This is a genomic window from Vibrio sp. E150_018, assembly GCF_053544035.1.
Window position 1 is genome coordinate 58,808 of the sequence record NZ_JBHGNY010000012.1, and the last position, 16,778, is coordinate 75,585.

13 protein-coding genes and 1 pseudogene are annotated in these 16,778 nt (G+C 40.2%); 3 read left to right on the top strand and 11 right to left on the bottom strand.

Annotated elements, in window-relative coordinates; all coding sequences use genetic code 11:
- Positions 1-2 precede the first annotated feature (2 nt).
- Both gyrB and ACE3G9_RS12245 read left to right on the top strand, forming a co-directional pair.
- On the top strand, positions 3-2,441 hold the full coding sequence (gyrB, locus tag ACE3G9_RS12240) for a DNA topoisomerase (ATP-hydrolyzing) subunit B (protein ID WP_417881366.1): 2,439 nt from the start codon (positions 3-5) through the stop codon (positions 2,439-2,441).
- A gap of 357 nt (positions 2,442-2,798) precedes the next feature.
- Entirely contained in the window at positions 2,799-3,236 is a 438-nt protein-coding gene (locus ACE3G9_RS12245; RefSeq protein ID WP_417881365.1) for an Hsp20 family protein, read from the top strand.
- 68 nt (positions 3,237-3,304) lie between these two features.
- Here the strand turns inward: ACE3G9_RS12245 and ACE3G9_RS12250 are convergent, their stop codons facing one another.
- From ACE3G9_RS12250 to avtA, 3 genes and pseudogenes are all read right to left on the bottom strand, one after another.
- A complete protein-coding gene (locus ACE3G9_RS12250) occupies positions 3,305-4,396 on the bottom strand; it encodes a KTSC domain-containing protein (protein WP_449219264.1) in 1,092 nt (363 codons plus the stop codon).
- A 9-nt stretch (positions 4,397-4,405) separates the two neighbouring features.
- Positions 4,406-5,188, bottom strand: a complete 783-nt coding sequence (locus ACE3G9_RS12255; protein ID WP_449219265.1) for a carbohydrate-binding protein — start codon at positions 5,186-5,188, stop codon at positions 4,406-4,408.
- Between the two features lie 212 nt (positions 5,189-5,400).
- Positions 5,401-5,637, bottom strand: a pseudogene (gene avtA / locus ACE3G9_RS12260) (valine--pyruvate transaminase); the annotation flags it as partial.
- Between the two features lie 106 nt (positions 5,638-5,743).
- On the opposite strand from avtA, the gene ACE3G9_RS12265 reads away from it, so the two are divergent.
- A complete protein-coding gene (locus ACE3G9_RS12265; RefSeq protein ID WP_449219266.1) occupies positions 5,744-6,478 on the top strand; it encodes an SDR family NAD(P)-dependent oxidoreductase in 735 nt (244 codons plus the stop codon).
- A gap of 43 nt (positions 6,479-6,521) precedes the next feature.
- Here ACE3G9_RS12265 and ACE3G9_RS12270 read toward each other — a convergent pair whose 3' ends face one another.
- The 8 genes from ACE3G9_RS12270 to glyQ all read right to left on the bottom strand — a co-directional run bounded on the left by ACE3G9_RS12270 (position 6,522) and on the right by glyQ (position 16,723).
- Positions 6,522-7,922, bottom strand: coding sequence for a phosphatase PAP2/dual specificity phosphatase family protein (locus ACE3G9_RS12270; protein WP_417881303.1), 1,401 nt, complete (start codon positions 7,920-7,922; stop codon positions 6,522-6,524).
- Between the two features lie 59 nt (positions 7,923-7,981).
- Entirely contained in the window at positions 7,982-9,772 is a 1,791-nt protein-coding gene (locus ACE3G9_RS12275) for a bifunctional alpha/beta hydrolase/class I SAM-dependent methyltransferase (RefSeq protein WP_417881304.1), read from the bottom strand.
- Between the two features lie 65 nt (positions 9,773-9,837).
- Entirely contained in the window at positions 9,838-10,467 is a 630-nt protein-coding gene (locus ACE3G9_RS12280) for a CDP-alcohol phosphatidyltransferase family protein (RefSeq protein ID WP_417881305.1), read from the bottom strand.
- Between the two features lie 113 nt (positions 10,468-10,580).
- Complete coding sequence (locus ACE3G9_RS12285) at positions 10,581-11,249, bottom strand: lysophospholipid acyltransferase family protein (RefSeq protein ID WP_449219267.1); 669 nt, start codon at positions 11,247-11,249, stop codon at positions 10,581-10,583.
- A gap of 55 nt (positions 11,250-11,304) precedes the next feature.
- A complete protein-coding gene (locus ACE3G9_RS12290) occupies positions 11,305-12,237 on the bottom strand; it encodes a phosphatidate cytidylyltransferase (RefSeq protein WP_417881307.1) in 933 nt (310 codons plus the stop codon).
- Positions 12,238-12,263: 26 nt separating this feature from the next.
- Positions 12,264-13,511 carry a valine--pyruvate transaminase gene (locus tag ACE3G9_RS12295; RefSeq protein WP_417881308.1) on the bottom strand — a complete coding sequence of 416 codons (1,248 nt, stop codon included), beginning with the start codon at positions 13,509-13,511 and terminating at the stop codon, positions 12,264-12,266.
- Between the two features lie 207 nt (positions 13,512-13,718).
- Entirely contained in the window at positions 13,719-15,785 is a 2,067-nt protein-coding gene (glyS, locus tag ACE3G9_RS12300) for a glycine--tRNA ligase subunit beta (protein ID WP_449219268.1), read from the bottom strand.
- A 2-nt stretch (positions 15,786-15,787) separates the two neighbouring features.
- Complete coding sequence (gene glyQ, locus ACE3G9_RS12305) at positions 15,788-16,723, bottom strand: glycine--tRNA ligase subunit alpha (protein WP_237296282.1); 936 nt, start codon at positions 16,721-16,723, stop codon at positions 15,788-15,790.
- Positions 16,724-16,778: the final 55 nt, after the last annotated feature.

Here is a 16,778-nt window from a genome sequence, read left to right on the forward strand (position 1 = left end):
TCATGTCGAATAACAATGATTCTGCAAATAGCTATGATTCATCGAGTATTAAAGTACTTAAAGGGCTAGATGCTGTACGTAAACGTCCAGGGATGTATATCGGTGATACTGATGATGGTACTGGCCTTCACCACATGGTGTTTGAGGTCGTCGATAACTCAATTGATGAAGCATTAGCTGGCCATTGTTCAGACATCATAATCACCATTCATGAAGATAACTCTGTATCGGTGAGCGATGACGGCCGTGGTATTCCAACCGAGATGCACGAAGAAGAAGGTGTTTCAGCCGCTGAAGTTATCATGACAGTACTGCATGCTGGTGGTAAGTTTGATGATAACTCTTATAAAGTTTCTGGTGGCTTGCACGGTGTAGGTGTTTCAGTGGTTAACGCCTTATCGGAAAAAGTAGAGTTAACTATCAAGCGTCAAGGCCAAATCCATCAACAAGTTTATAAACACGGTGTGCCAGAAGCTCCACTTGCTGTGATCGGTAAAACCGAAGAAAGCGGTACCCGTATTCGTTTTTGGCCAAGTGAAGAAACCTTTTCCAATATTGAATTTGTTTACGACATTTTAGCTAAGCGTTTACGTGAATTATCATTTCTAAACTCAGGTGTTTCGATCAAATTAACTGACGAACGTGAAGAAGATAAAAGTGATCACTTTATGTTTGAAGGCGGTATCCGTGCTTTCGTTGAGCATCTAAACCGCAACAAAACGCCAATTCACCAAAAGATTTTCTACTTTGACCACGCTCGTGAAGAAGACGGCATTACTGTTGAAGTGGCAATGCAATGGAATGACACCTTCCAAGAAGGCGTATACTGTTTTACCAACAACATCCCACAACGCGATGGTGGTACTCACTTAGCCGGCTTCCGTGGTGCCTTAACACGTACTTTGAATAACTTTATGGATAAAGAAGGTTACTCTAAGAAAGCACAAGCGGCGACTTCGGGTGATGATGCTCGTGAAGGTCTAACGGCTGTGGTTTCGGTGAAGGTGCCAGATCCAAAATTTTCAAGTCAAACCAAAGACAAACTGGTTTCTTCAGAGGTGAAATCGGCTGTTGAATCAGCGATGAGCGAAAAACTGTCTGAGTTCTTAATTGAAAACCCGAATGAAGCGAAAATTGTTTGTGGCAAAATCATTGATGCCGCTCGTGCTCGTGAAGCCGCGCGTAAAGCTCGTGATATGACTCGTCGTAAAGGTGCGTTAGATTTAGCAGGTCTGCCAGGTAAACTTGCTGATTGCCAAGAAAAAGATCCAGCTCTTTCTGAACTATACATTGTGGAAGGGGACTCTGCTGGTGGTTCAGCCAAGCAGGGACGTAACCGTAAAAACCAAGCGATTTTACCGCTTAAAGGGAAAATCCTAAACGTTGAAAAAGCACGTTTTGATAAAATGCTGTCTTCACAAGAAGTGGCAACGCTAATTACTGCACTAGGTTGTGGTATTGGCCGCGATGAATATAATCCAGATAAACTGCGTTACCACAACATCATTATCATGACCGATGCCGACGTCGATGGTTCTCACATCCGTACCCTACTTTTGACTTTCTTCTATCGTCAAATGCCAGAGCTTATCGAACGTGGTTACATCTACATTGCTCAGCCACCACTTTATAAAGTGAAGAAAGGCAAACAAGAGCAATATATTAAAGATGAAGAGGCGATGGAGCTTTACCAAGCGGGGCTGGCACTTGATGGGGCTGCGTTATATGTAAACCCACAAGCACCGGCCATGACAGGTGAAGCGCTTGAGAAGTTGGTTCTTCAATACAATGAAGGTATCAAGTTAATTAAGCGTATGAGCCGTCGCTACCCACATGCAATGATTAACGAGTTAACTTACATTCCACGTTTAACCGCTGAAATGTGCCAAGATGCTGAAAAAGTTCAAGCTTGGGGTCAGAAACTCGTTGAGCAATTGAATGCTAAAGAAGTTGGTGCGAGCCAGTACTCTCTTGAAGTTGAAAAACATGAAGATCTAGGTGTTAGCATTGCTAAACTAGTGGTTCGTACTCACGGTGTGATGCACGAATACGTTGTGTCTTTAGACTTACTAAACTCTAAAGAATACGGCCGTTTAGCGGATCTTTCTGAAGCATTAGATGGCTTAGTTGAAGAAGGTGCTTATGTGAAACGTGGTGAGCGTACTCAAGAAGTGTCGACTTTCTCTGCTGCGCTTGAATGGTTGATCAAAGAATCACGTCGTGGCTTATCATTACAGCGTTACAAAGGTCTAGGTGAGATGAACCCAGATCAACTTTGGGAAACCACTATGGACCCAGAAACTCGTCGCATGATGCAAGTAACTATTGATGATGCCGTTGCATCCGATGAGTTGTTTACAACATTGATGGGTGACCAGGTAGAACCTCGTCGTAAGTTCATTGAAGACAACGCATTGAAAGTAGCGAACCTAGATGTTTAGACTTGGATGTTTAGATTTAGACGTGTAGTCTGAAACGCTAACTGAAATCTTTAAAAGCCCTTTGTTCATGCAAAGGGTTTTTTTGTTTTTAGGGAAATAGAAAAATAGATTAAAAAATTTAATTATCCTCTTGAAAGCCATTTTTTCGACCTTATATATGATCTTGAAAGGGATGCCGATAAGCTCTGACTCTGAAGTTTTTTCTTATAAAGACTTTGTGATAACGATAAAGAGTGGACCCTTGCAACGCTGAATCTATTTCGCCGATAGGGTTATAGGTAGGCACTTAAACTAAATCGCGAGTTTCGGCTCGAGTCGAAAACTTGCACACTATTGCTTAAATTAGAGGATAGTATTATGCGTAATGTAGACTTCTCACCTTTATACCGTAACGCCATTGGTTTTGATCGTTTATTAAACCTAATGGAAACCAATAACGCCAAAAATACCTCAGGCGGATACCCTCCATACAATATCGAGAAAAAAGACGATAACCACTACCGTATTACAATGGCGGTGGCAGGTTTCTCGGAAGAGCATCTTGATATTACTCAGCATGAAAACATGCTAATCGTTCGTGGTGAACGTCAGCCGGAAGAAGGCAAAAACTACGTTTATCAAGGTATCGCAGAGCGTGATTTTGAGCGTAAATTCCAGCTCGCGGACTACGTAAAAGTGTTAGGCGCGAATATGGAAAATGGTTTATTGCACGTCGATCTGGAACGTGAAATCCCAGAAACGATGCAACCACGTAAAATCGCGATTAACGGTAAAGAGCTGCTAGAAAACCAGTAAGTTAGAAAATGGCTAATCTAGTCAGCGACGAAAGGAAGAGAAGGGTGCCAATGGGGCACCCTTTTGGGTTATTCCGAGAGTTTAATATAAGGGTAGATTCCTTTTATTTCGGTATTAAAAAATGCACCTTTTGACTCGGCCATTTCAAACGATTCAAACACATCACTAGGTACGTAGTTATACCGATAAACAGATGAATCTCTAAATTTAATATCAAATACTTTACTAAGATATGAGTAACCATAACTTGTCATAGCCGAACTATTGCTAGAGTGTTGTTCTGCTATGGGGGGTGGATATTGTTGGCTGACAATATGTTTAATATTTGATGCAGCAAGACTAGATTGACCCAACTTGTGTAAATAGGAAACGATCAGGGAGTGGCCAGTAAAGTCAGATAGGCTGAAATCATTATTATAATTGGATGGTAGTGCACCAATAGTATAGCGTACCGCTGCCATGACAATATCATTATCGTTGGTGACAAATCCCATTAAGTGAGGATATTGAGTGCCTGTATATCCACCGACGCTAGTGGTTGGTAGAGCAAAGCCAAAATAGCCGAGCATTCGGTAATCATCAAGTGTTGAGCCATCTGGATATCGGTAGTCAGTATATAGAGCATCCAGTAATGCATTGGTATAAAAGTTGCCTTGACTATGGCCAATTAATACCACCCGATTACAATCATCAAGTAAACTTGTTACAGATTGATAAGCATGCTGAAAGGTTTTATCTTGGTAATAAGTTCCTTTTATTTCTTCTAAAATAGCAGACATCACATCGGTAGTTTCTTGAGCTGCTTGTTGAGATGTCGGAGCAACATCGAATCCAGCGAAAGTATTAGATATATTATCTTGTACTAGTTTATTTACATTGAGCTCGGTAAACTTATGTAATGCGACTTGTTTGAACTGCTGGAGAAAAACTTCACTTTTATTCCATGAATATTCGACGTTAATACTACCACTTACATTCAGTGAAGATAGGTTTAAATTATAAAATCTAGCTAGTTCGTAAGTGTTATCCTCTAAACTGGCCTCATTAGTAAACATTCCATTAATATAAAATAAACTTACTTTATCAGGTTCTATACTACAATTAGCCAACACATTCTTATGGAATAAAATAATGAAGCTTAAAATAAAAATAATTTTCATATTTTATACCTACTTATAATTTTCACAGTCTTTGATGCTGATACGAGGCCTTTCCGTATCAATGGCTGAATCATATAGTTTTATTTCGGCCATACGATAAGCATATGATCGTTCTATTGATGTAAAGAAAAGTTGATTTGGCTGAATATATTCAAGGTCTTTCCTCTTTTTTTGAGCTGAGCAAGCGTATAAAAAAGATGATTGAGATAATATGTTTGCAGAAGACTCAGGATCTATTTTTTCTTCGTTGAATTGGTACTCAAGCATTGAACGCCATTGGATGCCTATTGCTTTAGCTAATTCTTTATCTTTTTCATTACTATAAGTTTCTTCAATCTTGGCTTCATAAATATCATCAAGTCCATTATTGTTACTGTCGATACCTAAAATAGCCTCTTTGCTTTCAGGATTTAAGGGTTTGTCTGGCTCTGTGGGTAAGGTAGGTTTATCGGCGCCGATTAAAATTAACCAAGCATCGCTACTCTCAGGGCTTTCTCCGCTACTCCAGTACTTGGCTAAATAGAATTTATCCTGATAAGCAACAACATCACCACCATGATAAGTATTTGATGAATCCCAATTTGGGTTGTTATTGGGGAAGGTGACCCATCCATCCCAGTTGTTTTCATTATTAATAGGTGGTGTGTTTTTACTCCAATGTGTAGAAACATAAATGACACCATCTTTGGTGACCATCTCTCCCGCGGTATACGTAGTGTTTTGATCCCAAGTATCATAGGTATAACCTAAAGATGAGTATAAAAATAAGCTTGATAGCCATATCTTTTTCATTGCTTTTCCTTTGTTGTTGTAAAAGAAAAACAAAGCTACTTAATTTTATTGTTGATGTTGAATAGTTTCTTAATGAGAAAGAGAGAGAAGGTTTTATTTTAGAAAAGCTAGAAACTTTTAATGAATGGACATCAATAAGTTCTTATTTTTGAGAGGAAAACACCAATATACGACGGGGTATATTGGTGTTTTATTAGGACTTGTTGGGCTGTTTAACCTTGATAAGCCTTATTCACTTCTTCAGCAATAATCTCAATGCCTCGCTGCATATCTTGCTCGCTTTGTACGTAGTTCATACGTAAACATTGGTGGGCATGGTCCCATTCATCATCTTGACCAAAGAAGAAATACTCTCCTGGAACAATCAATACACCACGGGCTTTTAAGCGTTGGTAGAGTTCCATAGTAGTGATCGGTAGTTCATCAAACCACAGCCATAAGAAAATTGCTAACCTAATCAGTGACGAAAGGAAGAGAAGGGTGCCAATTGGGCACCCTTTTTGTTATAACGAAGTATATAAGAAAGATTAATCGATAAATGACATGGAACCCAAGATGCAAGTGGTGATTATTGGTGGGACCAGTGGTATTGGTTTGGCGTTAGCGCGTCATTATTTAAATCAAGGGCATCAAGTTGAGGTGACGGGGCGTGATATAGAGAAAATTCCTGAATCACTCTATTGCGCTAATCTTTCATTTAGTCAATTTGATGTCTGTTCAAAAAATGAAATTCAGTGCTACTTTGAGTCACGAAAAAATCAACCAATAGACATCTTTATTTATTGTGCTGGAAAATATTTCACTCAAGCTCGTTATGATTTAACTGAATATGAAATACAACAGGTGACAGGAGTAAACGGTTCAGGTTTTCTGCATTGCTTTAAATTGGCCGCTGCTAAAATGCAAGCTCAAAATAAACCAGCTTATTTAGTGGCGATTTCTTCAGTGGCAGGCGTGATTAGATCATCAAACCCAACCTTATATGCCCAACTTAAAGCTCAGATGATTTCTGTGGCGGAGCAATATCGAAATAAGCTTAGTCAGAATAATATTTCGGTTACAGTGATTGCGCCTCATTATATGAACACACAAAAATTAAGAGATCTGAAAGGAGGTGAGAATCCTAAAAAAGCGTTTTTGATGGAAGAATCCACCGCCGTAGCGCATATTGTCAAAGCGATTGAAGCTAAAGAAGCACTTGCAATATTTCCTTGGCAAATCAAATGGATGGTAAAAGGCTTGAATCTACTGCCACTCGAGTTGGTTCGTTGGATACTGAATAAACGATAAATGACAAACGACAGCTTTTAGGAGGCCGACCTTTAACTTAAGCTCAGTGAGAAATTTCAGATAAATCGATCATTTGATCTAATGCTTTTAAATGAAAATCATGGATCACACAATGTGGACGTGCTTTCTTCATTATCTCTAAAGCTTGTTGTGCATTTTCTGCTAATCCTTTGACTAACAACCACGCCATTACCGCAGTACAGCTTCGTGAATAACCTAAAGCACAAAATACTAATACTTTTCCTTTGGCATCCGTTTGCTTCATTAATCTGTCTAATGCTTGTGCTGCTTGCCAACATTGTTGCGGTGTTACGGGGATTAAATCCAATCTCGCTTGTTGTTCATATTGGATGCCTGGAGCAATTGAAATCGGTGATTCTGCGCACATATCTAACACGCCTGCATATTGTAAAATCTCGGTTTGATCTGGCTTTCTTCCGACCCAAATCCCTTTAACCACTTCATTTGCAGGATCCGATTGACCTGAATAAAAACGAGTGATTAATCTAAGGACAAGAAAATAAGGCGCGTATAGCCAAATCGAAGCAAGGCAAAAGTGTCCATTATCTTGTTTTTGAAAGCCAAGAGTTCCTAGAACCGCATAATTTAAAGCAACCAAGAAGAAGCAAGTACTTGGCCAAATTAAAGTTAAGCACATGCCTGAAAAATAGATCGCTAAACTCAATAGCGATAAACTGACAGAGAAGTAACGAAAGGCAATCTGAGCACGTTTTTTTTGATGTAAAAGGGAAGCGTCTGCTAGCGTATCTTTTACTAGGTAGCGCCAACGTAAATTCGATAACGGGCTTTTTAAGTGTGTCGGCCAACACCAAAGAATGAAGACTCCAGCCAATATGCCTAAAGGAAGATCTAAAAAGTGATGTTGCCAAGTGGTCAACACAGATAAAGCGATCAGCGCAAACCAAATAATAAACACTAGGCGTACGGTTTTCATTAATGGCGACGAAAAACGGTTTAAATATTGGAAATAACAACGATTTAAGATGATAGCCAAGACCACGTGCAAAGAGGGCGCTTGGTTGAATGGTTGATCAAACAGCATCAATAATCGGAATAATTCACCAAATAATCCTTCCACAATCGGGCGCTCAACGCTAAATGTCAGAGGGAACAGGACGAATAACACACAACAAATAATTTGAGCAGACAACAAACGTAAGCCTAGAGTATTAAGCTCTTTGCGAGTGTTTGGCAGAAAAAAAGCGGTCGCATACAACAAATCAATTGACCAATACGGCACAATTGTCCACGGAATTAACGGGATGTATTGTTCCCAATCAAAACGAATATTGGCGACATAAGGCAAACTAGCTGCGTAGTTATTTGTTGCTTGGTAGGACAGACTAAAAAGCACGCCTAAGGCACAAAGCCAAAGAAGGCGGAGTTTCCATAATGACGTTGATGTTTTTTCTTGAACAGTCATAGTACTTTTAGTATGTCCTATTTGAGCGTGTCTATCTGTCATGCTCGATTTGAATATGATTAATTGATTTTTTTAGCAATAGAAACACTAAAAATACCCATTTCATCAATGCGTTGTTCAATTTTCTCAAAGCCTGCCTTAGCTACCAATTGATCCATTTCGGCTTGGCTACGACGACGCATTACCCAAGCTTGACCTTCTCGGTGGCTGGTTAAAGCTCGAGCGATTAATTCCAGTTGTGGGTGCCAAGGTTGACAGGTGTAAACTAAATAACCGTCTTTTTCCATACCTTGTGATAACCCTATCAATGAATTTTGTACCATCTCATTATCGGAAAACAGCTCATACAAACCTGATACAACCGCTAAATTTGGTTTAGGTTCAAGCTGTGCTAAATCGGCTTGATCAAAGGCATCGCCTCGAACAAATTGAGCAATACCTTGCATGCCTTTTTGTTGAATTAATGCGTTACCTTGTTCAACATTCAGCTCGCTATAATCTCGTAATAATACAGATGTAGGTTTAATATCTGATTGCTCTATGGTTGATAAAATATAACGTCCATGACCAGCCGCAATATCTACAACTCGAATTTCTTCATTGCGTTGTTCGAGCTTTTTCATTGCTAAAGTTAATATTTCTTCTAAGTGAACTTTACGCTGGCGGATACCTACCCAACCGACAGAATTTAAATACTGTTTATCGACAAATTTACCTAGAGCATTTGTTCCTCGGGGTTTATTTTGATAGACGTAATCTAACGTGCTTCCTGAGTCAAAACCGGTATCAAAGCCTAATTTGATACCCATTGAGAATTTGCTCATGTAGGATAAGATTTTACGATAGCCTAACCAAAAAAGTTTATGAGGTGATTTTTTAGGTAACGGTGTTGATAGAGATTCTGATTCAGAACAGAAATAACCAAATTTATCGGCATTAAGTAAGTTTTTAGGAGTGATAGGAGAGGCAAAGCATTGTTTAATAAAGCGATTTATACGAGTTAGTGCTTGTGCGCGGTCTTTCTCACCTAAGGTATCGTGATGAAAACCAGGAAGAATGTGCATTTCTTTATCGCTTGAGCCTAAACACTTAAAAAAAGTTGTTTGAGGTTTTGTGCGTACCACCCAATCACTGCCTGAAATTAATACTTGTGTCGGCACTGTAATTGCTTGAGCATCCGCCACAATTCGTTTTGAAGCATCGTGCAGACTTAATAGCATATTCACCGATATCGCACGGGCGATAAGCGGATCATTTTCAAAAGAATCAATGCGCTCCTGATCATGAGTCAATAGCTTGGCTTTAACGTAACTATTGACGTAAAAATCGCCTTTAATCGCTTTTAATAAACGTAAGCCAGCAATCGCAAAAGGAACATAAAGCTTGATGCTAAAGGCTGGGGATGCGAGTACTAAACCACGAATGTTCGGTGCGTAATCGTGAACCCAAGTGCTGGCAATTACTGCGCCAACACTTTGACCTAAAATAATTGTCTGGCTCAGTTCAATTTTGTGCTCTGCAATAAGGTGGTTTACAAAGGTTTGCACATCTTGAACGCTCGTGCCAAAACTTGGACTATAACCACGTTCACCTGGTGATAAACCATGCCCTCGGGCATCCCAAGCAAAAAACTCAAACTCATCTAGCTCTAATTCATCTACCAAATGTACCATTCGTTGACTGTGTTCGTGACCACGGTGAAACATGATGATAGTTTTTTTTTCTTTCGTTGGCTTTTTCGCAGACCAATGATGATAAATTAATTCAACATCATCATGGGTGTTAAAGCTTAGTTTTTGCATTGTTATTTGTGGCTCATCGATTCGCGTGTCTGTAATGGTCTCAGTCATGGTTACCTTAAGGAGATTTTAATAAATTAATGTCATCAACCTGATATTAGAGAGCGTTTTTATGATTATCTTAGTTTGATATCTTTTTTTCTTGCTTGCTCAAGTCCACAGCGAATACGGTTAAGGACGGTAAATATAGTCAAACATAAGATAGTAATTAAGGCGATATTAATCCAATCAATGATGATCCAACCCCATGCCCAAAGAAAAGCAAGTAATCCAAATATAAAAGCACGGTCACTTTTTCCCATTGGACCATCATAACGACGTTCCGCTCCTACCATTAATCCTAGTACACCGGAAAATTCAGTTAATGTCGCAATAAAAATAATGGAAAAAATTAAATAAGGATTAACACCTACTAAAAAAGCAAAAGGTAAGAATAAAGCAGCATCGGCAATAACATCACTTAATTCATTGAGATAAGCTCCAAAATGCGACTGTTGTTTAAATTCTCGGGCTAACATGCCATCAATTGCGTTCAGTGCCATACGAATAAACATCCATATTGGAAGAATTAAAAAAAGTAGTGGGTGTGAATGAGCAAAACATAAGCCAATTCCAATTATTATTGAAATGAGCATTGCAAAGGTAGTGACTTGGTTGGCAGTAATGTTTTTGCGGTATAATTCCTTCGTCAATGGGCGTAAAAGATCTTGAAAGCGAGATTTGAGTTGATAAATAGATACCGACATTGTGAGATTAGTCCATTATTGATAAGTATTGGGCTCAGGAATATTAAATAATATCATTATCACCAATAATTTGGTTAATTATTGTGCTGATATTATAAGGGGGGAGAATTAAGTTATTCATGCATTTTATTTACAATGCAATATTCTGATAGCTCATCATAGGCTTTTTGCATGGTATTAACGAAGTCATTACTGTCTCTAAATTGTTCGATTTTTTCGCCTAACACAACATCACAGTTGAAAGGAACAAACATAGCAGTACCTTTCGGTAGTGAGCACCCTAAACCACGCATAATTACAGGGACAATAGAGCAGGGATTGTTTTTATTGATATGATTACTTTCTTCTATTAAGTGATAAATCCCTTTTTTTAACCCACTCATCACTTCTGGCTCTCCACGGCTGCCTTCAGGGAAAATAATTAAAATATCTTCATTTTTTAATGCCTTATGACATTCATCAAAAATAGTTGCTTTGGTTTCTTTCGTTGCAGCCCGTTGGATTGGAATAATGCCAAGTATATTTGAGGACAACCAAGCCGATAATGTATTTTTAAAAAAGTAGTCAGCTGCTGCAACAGGACGAACTTTATGAACGTGTGTGATAGGAAATAGAGCTAATAAAACCAAGGTATCAAGATGACTGTTATGGTTAGCCGCAACAATTACCGGGCCTTTTAAAGGCAGGTTTTGACGGTTGATGATATTTAGTCCTAAGCCAATGAATACCAATGGTTTAACGATGAATAGTACAAATATAATTTTTAGCCAGATCATCAGCATCCTATTGGTTCGGTTGAATATTTTAAGGTTAATATTTGAGTTTTATGCTTTTCTTTTAGTAATAAAGATAATAGATATAATGAAAAAATAGAGGTGCGGTGAAGATCAAACTATCGACCCTATCTAAAATTCCACCGTGTCCTGGGATAAACTGACTTGTGTCTTTTATCTGTAAATCACGTTTTACCGATGAAATAACCAAGTCACCAATAAAACCACTGAAACCAATAATGATGCCTGCAATCGCCCCTTGAACTGATGTTAATGGAGTCAAATAAGGCGCTGCAAAATAACAAAGAATGATGATTGTTCCCACACCACCAATAAAGCCTTGCCATGTTTTATTCGGGCTAACTTTAGGAACGATCTTATGCTTACCAAAACTCTTACCCCAAACATATTGGCTGATATCATTTAACTGAGTAAATACCAATAAAAATAACAGTATTCCAACAGGTCCTGCGTCTGGGTTTTTGTTTGGAAGAACCAATAAGTAAGACATGTGACTAATACAAAATACGGTTAACATTAATGCCCAGTGTATGATTCCTGCAGAACGAATAAAGCCTTTGGTTTCACCGATTAAAACTGCCACCATAGGCAAATACAAGAACATATATACAGGAATGAAAATAATGAACATTCCATACCAACCTATATATAACCAATAATATTGCAATGGAATAGAAAGGTATGCCCAAAAAATGACACGACGGTCAGCCATGCGAGTTGGGACAATAGATAAAAATTCTTTTAAGGCGAGAAAGCTTAAAAAACCAGCGAAGGCTATGGTGTACGCTAAGGGTAAATAAAGTACGATAAAAACAATACCAATCATCCACCACCAAGATCGTATTCTAAGTTTCAACTCTTGGTAATCTTTAGTTGGATTTTGACGTGAAATAAAAAGATAAATAAGAGTTCCGATGACTAAAGTGATAATAATGATAGCCATCATATAAAGGGAGTTAGTGGGGATTTTGTTCATGGTTAGGCCTATATATTGTTATTAGTTTAGTTTTGATATGCCTTATTCACTTCTTCAGCAATAATATTAATACCACGCTGCATATCTTGCTCGCTTTGTACGTAGTTCATACGTAAACATTGATGAGCATGGTCCCATTCATCATCTTGACCGAAGAAGAAGTATTCTCCTGGAACAATCAATACGCCACGGGCTTTTAAACGTTGGTAAAGCTCCATTGTGGTGATCGGAAGCTCATCAAACCACAACCATAAGAAGATAGCGCCTTCTGGTTTATGGATTTTAAAGCGTGGGTCGGGAATCGCGCTTTGTAATAGCTCGACTGCATGTTGGGCTTTGTGTTGGTAGTAAGGCTTAATCACATTTTCGCTTAATGGCAGTAAATTCCCTTGTTTGATCATGTGAGTAGCAATCGCAGGGCCAATACTGCAAGGGGCTAAATTAATGATGCCATTGATGTTGGTCATTGCTTGGGTCATGGCTTCGCTGGCAATCACAATTCCACAACGCACACCGGGTAAGCCCAGTTTGGATAGGCTCATACATAAGATGGTGTTGTCATTCCAAAAGGGCGTGACGTCTTCAAAAATAATATTAGGAAAAGGCGTGCCGTAAGCGTTATCTATGATCAGCGGAATATTGTTATCACGGGCTAATTTATCCAGCTTGCGGATTTCTTCATCGGTGAGCACATTACCAGTTGGGTTGGTTGGACGAGAGGCACAAATCGCTGCAACCGAGTCATCAACTTGAACTTGTTCAAAATCGACATGGTATTTAAACATGCGATTATCCAGTAACTCGATTTCAGGGTGGTAAGAAACAAAAATATCGTCATCAATTCCCGCATCACTATAGCCAATATATTCAGGTGCTAAAGGCAGTAGGATTTTCTTATGACTATCATCAGCTTGTTTGCCAGCGAACAGGTTAAACAATGAGAAAAAAGCGCTTTGACTGCCATTGGTGAGGCTGATGTTTTTCGGGCTGATATCCCAACCATAAGTTTGTTTTAACAAATCGGCGAGGGCTTGAATAAACACATTCTTGCCTTGTGGGCCATCATAGTTGGTCATGGCAGCAATCATTTCACCGTTATTGATCATCTCAGTGCTGGCTTGTTTAAAATACTCGAGCATTTCTGGAATGGCGGCTGGGTTGCCTCCACCGAGCATGATGGCACCAGGAGTGCGGAGGCCATCATTGAGATCATCCATTAATTGGGTAATGCCTGAGTAGCGATTAAACTTGTCACCAAACCGAGAAAACTGCATATCCTTTACATCCAACGTTGTAGTTATTGATTGAATGATGAACATACCTGATTGTGGTATTGATAGAAAGGGGTAAGCATAGAGACGAGTAACAAAAAAGCCCAAGCTACATTGAGTATAGCTTGGGCTTAATCTTAATACTTTTATCAGTTAACAAAGTGATGTTCTGTTACCGATTAATGCTAATGCTTATTTTTGCAATAACGTCTATTTTTGCAGTAAAGAGATGTCAGCGATCTGCAAGAACAAGTTACGCAGGTTGTTCAGCATAGTCAGACGGTTTTTCTTCAGTGCTTCATCGTCTGCCATCACCATCACGTTATCGAAGAAAGCATCAACTGGCTCACGAAGGTCTGCCAACTTGCTTAGCGCTTGTTGGTAGTCACCGTTTGCAAAAGCAGGTTCTAGCGCTTCCGTCATCACTTCAACGTTTTCAGCTAGGGCTTTCTCTGCATCTTCTTGTAGTAGAGTCAGATCGATGTCAGCGCTTAGCTCACCATCGAATTTCGCTAGAATGTTACCCACACGCTTGTTGGCGGCTGCAAGTGCTTCTGCTGCATCTAGGCCACGGAAGTGAGATACCGCTTTCACACGTTGGTCGAAATCAAGAGGTTTAGTCGGGCGACGTGCCAGTACCGCTTGAATAATATCAACGCTAAAGCCTTCATCTTGATACCAAGCGCGGAAACGGCCTAGCATGAAGTCTAATACGTCAGATTCAACATTGGCGTTAGTCAGTTTGTCACCTAGTAGTTCTTTGGCTTTTGCGATCAGTATCGTTAGGTCTAGGTTGTAACCTTTTTCTACGATAATGCGCAGAATACCTAAAGAGGCGCGACGTAGTGCAAATGGATCTGAACCTTTCGGTGCTTGGCCAATACCGAAGATACCAACAAGGGTATCCAGTTTATCTGCCATCGCCACTGACGCAGCGACACCAGAGCTTGGTAAGTCATCACCAGCAAAGCGAGGCATGTATTGCTCGTTAAGTGCTACTGCGACTTCTTCGGCTTCACCGTCGTGACGTGCGTAGTGCATGCCCATAACACCTTGAGTGTCGGTGAATTCAAATACCATAGACGTCATCAAGTCACACTTGGCTAATAGGCCAGCGCGTTTTGATTTCTCAACGTCAGCACCGATTTGCTCAGCAATAAAGCCAGCCAATTCAGTGATACGGTCGGTCTTGTCTTTGATCGTGCCTAGTTGCTTTTGGAAGATCGCTGTTTCCAATTCAGGAAGGTGCGATTCTAACGTGCGCTTACGGTCAGTATTAAAGAAGAACTCAGCATCCGCTAGACGAGGACGTACCACTTTTTCATTGCCTTCGATCACTTGACGAGGGTCTTTTGATTCGATGTTCGATACGAAGATAAAGTTAGGGAGAAGCTTCTTGTTGTCATCGTAGACTGGGAAGTACTTTTGGTCGCCTTTCATGGTGTAAACCAACGCTTCAGAAGGCACTTTTAAGAACTCTTCTTCAAACTTAGCGGTTAATACCACTGGCCATTCAACTAAAGAAGTGACTTCTTCGACTAGGTCATCTTCTAGATCCGCAGTACCGCCAACCGCTGCTGCCGCTTTTTGTGAATCACGTAAAATGATCGCTTTACGTTCTTCATAATCGGCCATTACTTTGCCTTTTTCAGCCAGTAATGTTGGGTATTGATCTGCGTTATCGATAGTAAACTCACGTTCCCCCATAAAGCGGTGACCACGAATGATGCGATCAGAAGCCACACCTAGGATGTCACCTTGGATAAGCTCTTCACCAAACAAGATAGTTAGGGTTTTTACTGGGCGGATAAATTGAGTTTCTTTATCACCCCAACGCATTGGTTTTGCAATCGGTAGGTTCGCTAATGCTTTCGCTGCCATGTCGACCACTAGATCTTTAACCGCTTGGCCTTTGACTTCTTGTTTATAAAGTAGCCATTCACCTTTATCGGTTTTTAAACGGTCTGCTTGTTCAACGGTAATGCCATTACCACGCGCCCAACCTTGAGCTGCTTTAGTTGGATTACCATCGGCATCAAACGCTTGAGCGATCGCAGGACCACGTTTTTCAACGATTTTGTCTTGTTGGCTTTCAGCCAGTTCGCTGACTTTTAAAGCCAAACGACGAGGCGCTGCGTACCATTTTACGCCTTGGTGCTCGAGATCAGCGGCTTTTAATTCCGCTTCAAAATTGCTAGCAAATGCTTCAGCTAAAGTGCGAAGTTGCGTTGGTGGTAGCTCTTCCGTACCCAGTTCAATTAGGAAATTCTTCGCCATGATTACTTCTCCTCGCCTTTGCTTTTCACATCATCGTTTTTACACATTGGGAAACCAAGCGCCTCACGAGAAGCGTAATAAGCTTCTGCAACCGCTTTGGTTAAGTTACGAATGCGTAAGATGTAGCGTTGACGCTCTGTTACCGAAATGGCTTTACGTGCATCAAGCAAGTTGAACGCGTGACCAGCTTTAAGAATGCGCTCGTAAGCAGGAAGCGGTAGAGGCTTTTCAAGCTCAAGTAAGTGCAGACATTCTTTTTCACATTGGTCAAAGAAGCTAAATAGGAAATCCACATCAGCGTGTTCGAAGTTGTAGGTTGATTGCTCTACTTCATTTTGGTGGAAGATATCACCGTAAGTCACTTTACCGAGTGGGCCATCGGTCCAAACTAAGTCGTATACGGAATCCACACCTTGAATGTACATAGCAAGACGTTCGATACCGTAAGTGATTTCACCAGTAACCGGTTTACACTCTAGGCCACCGACTTGTTGGAAGTAGGTAAACTGAGTCACTTCCATACCGTTTAGCCATACTTCCCAGCCTAAGCCCCATGCGCCTAGTGTTGGGTTTTCCCAGTTATCTTCCACGAAACGGATATCGTGAATAAGTGGGTCAATGCCAAGCACTTCTAATGAGCCTAGGTACAATTCTTGAATGTTGTCAGGAGAAGGCTTGATGATGACTTGGAATTGGTAATAGTGTTGCAGACGGTTCGGGTTTTCACCGTAACGGCCATCGGTTGGACGGCGTGATGGTTGTACGTAAGCGGTAGCAATTGGCTCTGGACCAATCGCGCGAAGGCAGGTCATCGGGTGAGAGGTGCCTGCGCCTACTTCCATATCTAAAGGTTGAACAATGGTACAGCCGACTTGGGCCCAATAATCCTGCAGCGCGAGGATCATCCCTTGAAAGGTTTTGACGTCATATTTTTGCATAACTTTATTTGCCTACTCAGTTCGCGCGATTTGAATTGAAAAAAAATAGTTCCTC

What these genes read in the sequence shown, in the direction of transcription:
- gyrB (WP_417881366.1), top strand. Translation starts at nt 3, where the DNA reads ATGTCGAATAACAATGATTCTGCAAATAGCTATGATTCATCGAGTATT.
- ACE3G9_RS12245 (WP_417881365.1), top strand. Translation starts at nt 2,799, where the DNA reads ATGCGTAATGTAGACTTCTCACCTTTATACCGTAACGCCATTGGTTTT.
- ACE3G9_RS12250 (WP_449219264.1), bottom strand. Translation starts at nt 4,396, where the DNA reads ATGAAAATTATTTTTATTTTAAGCTTCATTATTTTATTCCATAAGAAT.
- ACE3G9_RS12255 (WP_449219265.1), bottom strand. Translation starts at nt 5,188, where the DNA reads ATGAAAAAGATATGGCTATCAAGCTTATTTTTATACTCATCTTTAGGT.
- ACE3G9_RS12265 (WP_449219266.1), top strand. Translation starts at nt 5,744, where the DNA reads ATGCAAGTGGTGATTATTGGTGGGACCAGTGGTATTGGTTTGGCGTTA.
- ACE3G9_RS12270 (WP_417881303.1), bottom strand. Translation starts at nt 7,922, where the DNA reads ATGACTGTTCAAGAAAAAACATCAACGTCATTATGGAAACTCCGCCTT.
- ACE3G9_RS12275 (WP_417881304.1), bottom strand. Translation starts at nt 9,772, where the DNA reads ATGACTGAGACCATTACAGACACGCGAATCGATGAGCCACAAATAACA.
- ACE3G9_RS12280 (WP_417881305.1), bottom strand. Translation starts at nt 10,467, where the DNA reads ATGTCGGTATCTATTTATCAACTCAAATCTCGCTTTCAAGATCTTTTA.
- ACE3G9_RS12285 (WP_449219267.1), bottom strand. Translation starts at nt 11,249, where the DNA reads ATGCTGATGATCTGGCTAAAAATTATATTTGTACTATTCATCGTTAAA.
- ACE3G9_RS12290 (WP_417881307.1), bottom strand. Translation starts at nt 12,237, where the DNA reads ATGAACAAAATCCCCACTAACTCCCTTTATATGATGGCTATCATTATT.
- ACE3G9_RS12295 (WP_417881308.1), bottom strand. Translation starts at nt 13,511, where the DNA reads ATGCAGTTTTCTCGGTTTGGTGACAAGTTTAATCGCTACTCAGGCATT.
- glyS (WP_449219268.1), bottom strand. Translation starts at nt 15,785, where the DNA reads ATGGCGAAGAATTTCCTAATTGAACTGGGTACGGAAGAGCTACCACCA.
- glyQ (WP_237296282.1), bottom strand. Translation starts at nt 16,723, where the DNA reads ATGCAAAAATATGACGTCAAAACCTTTCAAGGGATGATCCTCGCGCTG.